Source organism: Streptomyces flavofungini, assembly GCF_041028215.1.
Lineage (GTDB): Bacteria > Actinomycetota > Actinomycetes > Streptomycetales > Streptomycetaceae > Streptomyces > Streptomyces flavofungini_B.
The window spans coordinates 1-8,989 of sequence record NZ_JASKYR010000318.1; the positions used below are offsets into that span (position 1 = coordinate 1).

Sequence of the window (8,989 nt, forward strand, 5' to 3'; positions counted from 1 at the left end):
CCTCCTATCAGGCCGTCCAAGTCGTCTTCCTCGTACGGGCGGTGGGGGCCGAGCCGGGGCTCGTCGGGGTGCTGATCTCCTGCGGCGGTCTCGGGGGTGTGCTGGGAGGCCTCGCCGCGCGGGGGCTCGCGCGCCGCTTCGGCACGGCCCGTGCCCTGCTGCGGATTCAGCTCACCGCGGCCCCCTTCGGGCTGCTCATCCCGCTCGCCGACCCCGGACCGCGCCTCGCCCTGTTCGTCATCGGGTCCACCGTCCTCATGGCCGGGGTCGTGGCCTGCAACGTCATCATCGTCAGCTTCCGGCAGACCTACTGCCCACCCCACCTGCTCGGCCGCGTCACCGCGACGACGCTGGTCCTCAACTACAGCACCATTCCGCTCGGCGCGGTGATCGGCGGCGCGGTGAGCACCACGCTCGGCTCCCGCGCCACGATGTGGCTCGTGGTCGGCTCCCTGGTCGTCGTCAACGTCCTCCTCCTCGGCTCCTCACTGCGCGGTCTGCGCGACCTGCCCACCTCGGCGCCCCCGGACCCGGAGCACAAGGGCGTGTGACGGCCTCACCCGTCGTCGAGGTGGTGCAGGTGCCGCAGCACGGCGTGCGGCACCGACATGTCGACGAGGACCGCCTCCGGCACCGCGTCTCCGGCGGGCAGCACCAGCGTGGCGTCGAGGGCGGACGCAAGGGCCTTCGCCGCCCGGGTGGCGCCCAGGTACCGGACACCGCCGTCCTTGCCGTACGCGATGCTCGACACCACCGGGATGCGGCCGCTGTCGAGGAACATGCGGACCACCCCGGGGTCGACGAGCACGTTCGCCCCGGCACCCGTGACGAGGGTGCGTCCGTCCTCCCCCGTGATGCCGACGGCCAGTCTGGTGTGTGCGTTGAGCGCGCCGACCAGACCGCGCTGCACATGTCCCGCGACATGGCCGCGCAGCGCGACCGGATCGTCCGCCGTCCCCGCGGGGAGGTGCGGCCCGCCGTCGTGCACCACGACGGTCCGCACCCCGCTGTACCGCAGGAATCCGACGTCGGCGCAGAACGCGTCCCGCAGCTTCTCGTCGGCGAGGACATGGTGGCCCGCCACCACGACCACGGTCGTGCCGTGCAGTTCCCTGAGCCGGGGCAGCGCGGCGATCAGGACTTCGGCCGTGTCCCGCCCGGCCGCGTCGGATCGTGCCCGCGCTCTCACGCCTCCGCTCGGCCGTCGGTCCGCCGGTACAGCGTCCCGTCGCTCCAGATGCGGGAGACCCTGCCCCAGCGCGCGGCCGAGGCCACGTCGGGGAAGAAGCCGTGCCCGTTGAGGTTGGCGCTGGTGTTGCAGAGCACGGGGACGCCGCTGAGCCGGTGGTAGGCGCTCAGGACGGTGAAGAGCAGGTCGTCGTCGCCGGTGCCGACCGTCTGGAGCCGCGCGGTGCCGTCGAGGTGGATGACGGCGGGGATGCGGTCCACCCAGTCCGGGCGTACCTCGTGGTCGAAGAGCATGTGCGGGTCCGGTGTACCGGGCGAGAAGATCCGCGGGGCCTCGGCCTCCAGGCAGATGGGCGCGACCGGCCGGTAGGGCTCGCGGTCCTTGACCCGGTTCAGCTCGTCCTTCATCGACGCGGCGACGGGGGCCGCCAGGATGCTGCGGCCGCCGAGTGCGCGGGGGCCGAGTTCCGCGCGCCCGTGCAGGACGACCACGGGCTCCTGGGACTCGTGCAGGATCGCGGCGAGTTCCTCGGGGGTGCAGTCCGACGCCGACCATCCGTCGGGCAGTTCGGGGGACGGCAGCAGCGCCGGGCCGAGCCGGGGGTTCCAGTCGAGCGCCGTCAGGCCCTCGCGCTGGGCCCTGCCGAGTGCGGCGGCGCCGATGGCCGAGCCCGCGTCGTTGGGGAACGGCGGGACCCACACGTCCCGGAAGTCCGGTGCCGCGCGCAGGGCGCTGTTCCACTTGATGTTCAGCGCGCAGCCGCCTGCGAAGCACAGGTTCCACGGGCCCTCGCCCTTGGCGGCCCGGACCTTGGCGGTGATCCGTTCGACGAGGAGCTCCTCGAAGAAGGCGTGCACGCTGGCGAGCACGTCCTCGTCGCTGACGCCGTCCGCGGAGACCCGGTCCCGCACGGCGGAGAAGAACGCGTGGACCGGCGGCACGGACCGCTCGAAGAGGCTTCCGTAGCCGCCGACGGTGGCGCGGTAGTCGACGGCGGCGGGCTCGTCGCTCTCGAAGATCCGGTGGAACTCCTCGCGGAGCACGGTGAGCACGCTCCGGTCGACCTCGCCGAGCGCGATGTAGGCCATGAGCTTGCCCGCCACCGACAGGTCGTCGACCGTGGGCGACTGGACGGTCTTGCGGAACGGCCCGAAGTGGTGGCCCGCGATCGCGTAGACGTGGCCGAGCACGGGGAAGAGCTCCCCCAGGTTCTCCACGCCGTCGCGCGGGTCGGCCCAGTACAGGCGGGGGAAGAGGCCGCCGTCCCAGACCAGGACGAACGAGGCCTCGCCGCGCCGGGCGAAGGGGCTGGAGACATAGGCGCTCGCCACGTGCCCCGCTGCGTGCGGGTAGCTGGTGTAGGGGTGGGTGTCGCCGTCCATCGGGAACGTGCCCGAGACGCTGGGGGCGTCGAGTGCGGGGCATGCCTCCGACTCCCGGTAGGGGCCGACGACGACCTCCGTCGGTACTCCCTGGTCGAGCAGGGCGACGGTGCCCGACACGTCGCCGTCCCAGCCGTCGATAACCCACTCGTCCACGTCCTCCGGCTTATAGCCGAAGTCGGAGAGGATTCCCGGGATCAGGCTGAAGTCGGAGACGGTGCTGTAGCGCAGACCATTTCCCAACTTCTCCATCTCGACGCTGAAAATCAGGCGGTCGTCGTCGAGCAGGGCGACGGCACCGTCGTGCGTGAGTTTCAACCCGCAGATTATCAACTGTGTCACTCCTTGGTCTGCTTGAGCAAGCACGCGGACAAGCCCGAGTCTCTTGACTGCTCGGAGACGAGTCCCAACCGATAGAGGCTTGATTTCCGGCCGGGCCGGAAGAGGGTGCGCCATTCATCGTGGGTCTCGCCGTCCTTGACCTTCGAGAACCCCAGCTTCCCGAACCAATCCCCGCCGCAGCGGGTCAGGGCCAGCAGGGAGTGATACCCCTGCTCCCTGCCGATATTCGCGGCGAGGCCGACCAAATGGCGGCCGATTCCCCTGCCCTGCCAATCGGCGGCAATGCAGAGGTTATATACGACCAGACTGCTTCCGGTCGGTGCCATACCCGCGCAGCCGACAAGACGAGAACTTTGACAGGCGACAACGAATTCATGCGCTTTGTCCGCCAGTTCGTCCGGCGGACGCGCGACGAGCAGTCCTTCCGCGACAAAGGGCGCGGACAGGACGGATATCTGCTCCATGTCCTCGGGGCGAGCGGCTCTCGCGACGAGTCCGTCGTCCGCTCTCACACTCCGGGAGGCGGCGGCCCGCACGGCGGTCTCACGCGTCATCCGCGGCGCCCGGCGACGCGGGCGGGCTTCCGGCGAAGCCCAGCCCGAAGTGCTGCTCGGACGGCATCAGTTCGATCATGTTGATGTTGACGTGGGGCGGTCGCGCCAGGCACCAGGCGACCGTCTCCGCCACGTCGTCGGCGGAGAGCGGTTCGAGCCCCGCGTAGAGCGCGTCGGCGCGCTCCTCGTCGCCGTCGAAACGGACCTTGGCGAACTCGGTCCTCGCCATCCCCGGCGCCACGCAGCTCACCCGGACGCCCGTGCCCTCCAGGTCGACGCGCATGTTCAGCGAGAGCTGGTGCACGAACGCCTTGGTGGCGCCGTAGACATTGCCGCCCATATAGGGGTAGGTGGCCGCGATCGAACCGATGTTCACCACGTGCCCGGCACCGCGGGCGATGAGCCGGGGCAGCACCAGGCCGCTGACGTTCAGCAGACCGGTGATGTTCGTGTCGATCATTTCGCGCCAGGCGTCGTCGCTGCCCGACTGAAGGGGCCCGAAGCCCCGGGAGAGACCGGCGTTGTTGACCAGCACCGAGATGTCACGGAAGGGCGGAGGCAGCTCGTCGAGCGCGCGTGCCAGGCCCTCGCGGTCCCGCACGTCGGCGACCACCGGGAGGATCGACCCCGTGGGGTCCTGCTCCGCGAGAACCTTCAGCCGGTCCGCTCGGCGGGCAAGCGCCACCACCAAGTAGCCTTGCTCGGACAATACTTGGGCAATTCTCTCGCCAAATCCCGACGATGCACCCGATATCACGGCTACGCCACGTTCGTCCTGCGCCATGCACACATCCCCTCGGCCCCGTCGCGCTGTATCGCCACGAAGACTTCACGCGCTCACCCCGCACCCCGGTCGGGAGCAGGGTTCTGGACGCCTCTTCAGCGGCATTGGGGTCTCCGTGCGCGCTGGCCGACCAGAGGTACTCCTCCTTACGTCGAACATCCCCCGTCGGCAAGGCTCCAGGTCGACTTGACCTCTGACCCTGGACTTCCTGGCCAGAGTGAATCATGTGACGACACAGTGCAACCATGTGACGTACAGCACAGCGCGCGGGGCTTGAAGTGGTGGCCATGAAGGGCAACATCCTCCTGTTCGACTTGGACGCGGATCACCGCGGCAGGGCGAGTAATTGCCTCTTGCCGACACAACTCCATTCCGTGATAAGAATGTTGGCGATGAGCAGGGGGACACGCGTATTTTCGATTCACGCTCGCATCCGTGCGGCAGGCCCGCCGACCGTCTCCACGACTCCCGATACCGCGTCGACTCCCGATACCGCGTCCGCCGTTGATGTCATGTCCGGCCGCCGAGCACGGACCGTTCCCGCTCGCTGAACGTCACCTCGACCGACAAGGGAAACAGTGTGTCTGCCATTCAGAAGCGTCACATTCACGTGTCCGTCGTAGGCCGGCCCCTGCCGCACCGACGGCGGCCCAGCGGACCCATGCCCCCGCGAGCCGCGCGCGTGCGGGCCTGAGGCCCGCTCCCATGACGGTGAGCCCCGGACCTCTGGTGGAGTGGGACCCCCCGCGCACCGCGACGGCAGTACTGGTGTGCCTGCCCCACGCGGGTTCCGGCGCGTTTCAGTTCCGTACCTGGCAGGAGCTGCTCGGTCCCGGCACGGCGCTCCTCGCCGTACAGCTCCCCGGCCGCGAGAACCGGTGGCGTGAGGAACCCGCGACCGGCATGGCACAGGTGCTCGACGAGCTGGTCCCCGAGCTCGCGAGGCGGCTGGATCTGCCCTATCTCGTTTTCGGCCACAGCATGGGCGCCCTCGTGGGGTACGAGCTGGCCCGGGTCCTCGGCCTCGAACACGGGCGGTGGCCCCTGGGGTTCGTCGCCTCGGCCTGCCGGGCGCCGGACGACCAGGGCGAACCGTCCGACACGCCCGAGCTGACCGACGAGCAGATCGTCGCCGGACTCGTCGCCGACGGCGCCGTGCCCGCGGCCGTCGCGGCCAACAGCAGACTGGCCGCCGCGGTGGTCCGGCCCCTGCGCGGCGACGCCGCCCTCTGTGACTCCTACAGCCCGCCGGAGACGGACCCCCTCCTGCGCTGCCCGCTCACCGCGTGGCGGGGGCGGGACGACGCGGGCGTGACGGACGGGCACATCCGCAAGTGGGACGCGTGGTCCACGGGGCCCAGTACCGTGCGGACCTTTCCGGGCGACCACTTCTACCACCTCGCAGCTCCCGATCTCGTCACCTCCGAACTGAAGAGGTTCGCCACGGACCAACTGGCGAACCGCAGTTGAAGCGGAGGCGCTCCCCGCGCCTCCCGACCCGCACGTCGCGACCGCCCGACCGCACGCCGCCCGACCGCTCGACCGCACGCCGCCCGACCGCAGGAACCCTCAGTCCCTCTGACCGCCCCGGCCGCTCGCCGGGGGCGGGACAATCCCGAAGGAAACCGCATTGCCAAGCAACAATCCGCTGCCCGAGCTGGGAGATCCAGATCTCCGCTCACCCAGGAGCTATCTCCGTTGGCTGATCGGCAGGCAGTCGACCACGCTGTACCTCGGGGTGTTCTGGGGCTGCCTGTGGATGGCCAGCATGGGCCTGACGCCGTTCGCCATCGGCCGGGCCATCGACGCCGTCTCCGACAAGGACACCGACCGGCTGCTCGCCTGGACCGGTGTCATCATCGGGCTCGCCCTGGTCACCACCGTCGGCAGCGTGCTGCGCCACCGCTGTGACACCATCGGCCGGCTCAAGGCGAACTACCTGACGTTCCGCCTCGTGGCCGCCCACTCCGTGCGCCTGGGCGCCACCCTGCCCAAGAAGGTCTCCGCGGGCGAGGTGGTCGCCATCGGCACGGCGGACATCACCCGCATCGGAGCCCTGCCCGGCGCCGTCGCCCGCGGCATCGGCAGCGCGGTCACCGTCGTCCTCGTCGCCGTGGTGCTGCTCTCCACCTCCGTCACCCTCGGCCTGCTCGTGCTCATCGGCGTCCCCGTCCTGCTCGCGGGCACCGGCCCGCTGCTGAGCCCCCTGCACAAGCGCATCGGCACCTACCGTGATCTCCAGGGCGACCTGACGTCCCGGGCCGGGGACATCGTGTCCGGTCTGCGGGTCCTGCGCGGCATCGGCGGCGAGGCCGCCTTCGGCGAGCGCTACCGCAAGGACTCCCAGCGGGTGCGGCACGCCGGCGTCCACGTGGCGAAGGTCGAATCGGTGCTGCCCGCCGCGGAGGTGCTGCTGCCCGGCATCTTCGTGGTGGCGGTCGTCTGGATCGGGGCCCGCCTCGCCGTCGGCGGCGACCTCTCGGCCGGTGACCTCGTCGCCGCCTACGGGTACGCCGCCTTCCTCATGCTGCCGATGCGCACGGCGACCTCGGCGGTGCAGTCCCTCGTCGGCGCCGATGTGGCCGCGCAGCGGGTCGTACGGGTGCTGGCCCTTGAGCCCGACCCCACCTCCGACACCGCGCGGACCGGCCTCTCCGAGGCGCCCGACCTGTACGACGCGACCTCCGGGCTGCGGGTCAGGCCCGGTCTGCTCACGGCGATCGCCGCCGCCACCCCCGAGGAGGGCGCGGAGATCGCCGAGCGGCTCGGCCGGTACGCCGAGGGCGAGGTGACCGTCGGCGGCGTCCCCCTGGAGTCGCTCCCGCTGGAACAGGTGCGCGACCTCGTCCTCGTGGCCCGCAACAACGACGCCCTCTTCTCCGGAGTGCTGGCCGACGACCTGGGCGGCCGGACGGAACAGATCCGGGCGCAGGCCCTGCACGACGCCAACGCCGAGGACATCATCGAGGCGCTGCCGGAGGGCCTGGACACCGTGGTGTCCGAGGGCGGCTCCTCCTTCTCGGGCGGCCAGCAGCAGCGGCTGCGCCTCGCGCGCGCCCTGGCCGCGCGGCCGCAGGTACTCGTCCTGGTCGACCCGACGAGCGCCGTGGACGCGCACACCGAGTCGGTCATCGCCGAGCGGCTGCACAAGTCGAGGTCGGAACTGACGACGGTGGTCGTCAGCAACAGCCCGCTCCTGCTGGACCAGGCCGATGAGGTCGCCTATGTGGAGGACGGCAAGGTCGTCGTGACCGGCACGCACCGTGAGCTCGTCTCCGGCACGTCCCGGTACACCTCCGTCGTCCTGCGGGAGGAGACGTGACCAGCACCGTCCCCCGCCCTTCGGAAAGCCGCCCTCAGAGGAGTGCACAGTGAGTCTTCCGGTAGCCGACGCGAAGACGGTCCGCCGTCACGTACGCGGGCTCGTGCGCAGCCATACCGGGCTGCTGACCCGCACCGTCCTCTGGTTCGTCCTCGCGACCGCCTGCGGCCTGGTCGTGCCCGCCCTCCTCGGAAACCTGGTCGAGCAGGTCGAGAAGGGCATCACCACCACCCGCGTCGACGTCACCGTCCTGGCCATCGCCGGACTCCTCCTCGTCCAGGGCGTGTTCACGCGCACCGCCCGTCTGGAGGGCGCCAAGCTCGGTGAGCTGGTCCTCGCCGACATCCGCGAGGGATTCGTCCGGCGGGTCCTCTCGCTGCCCCTGCACACCGTGGAGAAGGCGGGCACCGGTGACCTGCTGACCCGCAGCACCCGTGACGTGGACTCGCTCTCGCGTGCGGTGCGCATGGGTGCGCCGTCCATCCTGGTGGCGAGCCTCTCGGTGGCGCTGACGCTGGTCGCCCTGATCGTGACGAGCCCGGTCATGGTGCTGCCGTGCCTCGTCGCCGTGCCGCTCATCCTTTTCTCGACCCGCTGGTACCTGGCCCGCGCCAGGGAGGCGTACCTCGCCGAGGCGGCCGCCTACTCCGACCTCACCCAGGGGCTCAACGAGACGGTGACCGGCGCCCGCACCGTGGAGTCGCTGCGCCGCTCCGGCGCCCGGGTCCGCCGCACCGACGAGGACGTCGTACGGGCCAACGGGGCGGAGCGCCGCACGCTGTTCCTGCGCAGCGTCTGGTTCCCGCTGATGGACTTCGGCTACATCCTGCCGGTGGCCGCCACGCTGCTGTTCGGCGGCCTGTTCTACATCGAGGGCTGGGTGAGTCTCGGCGAGGTGACCGCGGCGACCCTCTACACCCGTGCCGTCATCGACCCGCTGGACGAGCTCCTCGGCTGGCTGGACGAGTTGCAGGTCGGCGACGCCTCGCTGGCCCGGCTGATCGGCGTCGGGGCGGGGCCCGCCCCCAAGGACGTTCCGGACCGCAGGCCCGAGGGAGACCGGCTCGCCGCGGAGGGCATCAGCTTCGCCTACCGCGAGGGCCACGACGTGATCGAGGACGTACGGCTGAGCACCGGCGCGGGCGAGCGTGTCGCCATCGTCGGACCCTCGGGCGCCGGTAAGTCGACCCTCGGCCGCATCCTGACGGGCATCCACGAGCCGCGCACCGGCACGGTCACGCTGGGCGGCKYCYSSGTGACCAGGGCTCGCGGGTGTGCTGCGTGGCCGCACCGTCATCTCCATCGCCCACCGGCTGCACACCGCCCATGACGCGGACCGTGTGGTCGTGATGAGGAAGGCCGCATCACCGAACAGGGTCCGCACGAGGAGCTGGTCTCCGCGGGCGGGGCCTATGC

Annotated in this window: 7 protein-coding genes and 1 pseudogene; 4 read left to right on the plus strand and 4 right to left on the minus strand. The window is 70.9% G+C overall.

All coding sequences use genetic code 11. The features are described 5' to 3' along the window. A pseudogene (locus AB8Z36_RS21790) lies at positions 1-551 on the plus strand (MFS transporter); the annotation flags it as partial. 5 nt (positions 552-556) lie between these two features. Here AB8Z36_RS21790 and AB8Z36_RS21795 read toward each other — a convergent pair. The 4 genes from AB8Z36_RS21795 to AB8Z36_RS21810 all read right to left on the minus strand — a co-directional run bounded on the left by AB8Z36_RS21795 (position 557) and on the right by AB8Z36_RS21810 (position 4,251). Then, complete coding sequence (locus AB8Z36_RS21795; protein ID WP_369215040.1) at positions 557-1,189, minus strand: amino acid kinase family protein; 633 nt, start codon at positions 1,187-1,189, stop codon at positions 557-559. Then, positions 1,186-2,889, minus strand: a complete 1,704-nt coding sequence (locus AB8Z36_RS21800; RefSeq protein ID WP_369215041.1) for a carbamoyltransferase N-terminal domain-containing protein — start codon at positions 2,887-2,889, stop codon at positions 1,186-1,188. Before AB8Z36_RS21800 ends, AB8Z36_RS21795 begins: the two co-directional genes overlap by 4 nt. 20 nt (positions 2,890-2,909) lie before the next feature. Further along, positions 2,910-3,377 carry a GNAT family N-acetyltransferase gene (locus tag AB8Z36_RS21805; RefSeq protein ID WP_369215042.1) on the minus strand — a complete coding sequence of 156 codons (468 nt, stop codon included), beginning with the start codon at positions 3,375-3,377 and terminating at the stop codon, positions 2,910-2,912. 79 nt (positions 3,378-3,456) lie between these two features. After that, on the minus strand, positions 3,457-4,251 hold the full coding sequence (locus AB8Z36_RS21810; RefSeq protein ID WP_369215043.1) for an SDR family NAD(P)-dependent oxidoreductase: 795 nt from the start codon (positions 4,249-4,251) through the stop codon (positions 3,457-3,459). Between the two features lie 711 nt (positions 4,252-4,962). Here AB8Z36_RS21810 and AB8Z36_RS21815 point away from each other — a divergent pair. The 3 genes from AB8Z36_RS21815 to AB8Z36_RS21825 all read left to right on the plus strand — a co-directional run bounded on the left by AB8Z36_RS21815 (position 4,963) and on the right by AB8Z36_RS21825 (position 8,903). After that, a complete protein-coding gene (locus AB8Z36_RS21815) occupies positions 4,963-5,721 on the plus strand; it encodes a thioesterase II family protein (protein WP_369215044.1) in 759 nt (252 codons plus the stop codon). A gap of 160 nt (positions 5,722-5,881) precedes the next feature. After that, a complete protein-coding gene (locus AB8Z36_RS21820; protein WP_369215045.1) occupies positions 5,882-7,573 on the plus strand; it encodes an ABC transporter transmembrane domain-containing protein in 1,692 nt (563 codons plus the stop codon). Between the two features lie 49 nt (positions 7,574-7,622). After that, positions 7,623-8,903, plus strand: coding sequence for an ABC transporter transmembrane domain-containing protein (locus AB8Z36_RS21825; protein WP_369215046.1), 1,281 nt, complete (start codon positions 7,623-7,625; stop codon positions 8,901-8,903). The last annotated feature ends 86 nt before the right edge of the window (positions 8,904-8,989 follow it).

Coding starts and splice junctions, on each gene's coding strand:
- AB8Z36_RS21805 (WP_369215042.1), bottom strand. CDS start 3,377: ATGGAGCAGATATCCGTCCTGTCCGCGCCCTTTGTCGCGGAAGGACTG.
- AB8Z36_RS21810 (WP_369215043.1), bottom strand. CDS start 4,251: ATGGCGCAGGACGAACGTGGCGTAGCCGTGATATCGGGTGCATCGTCG.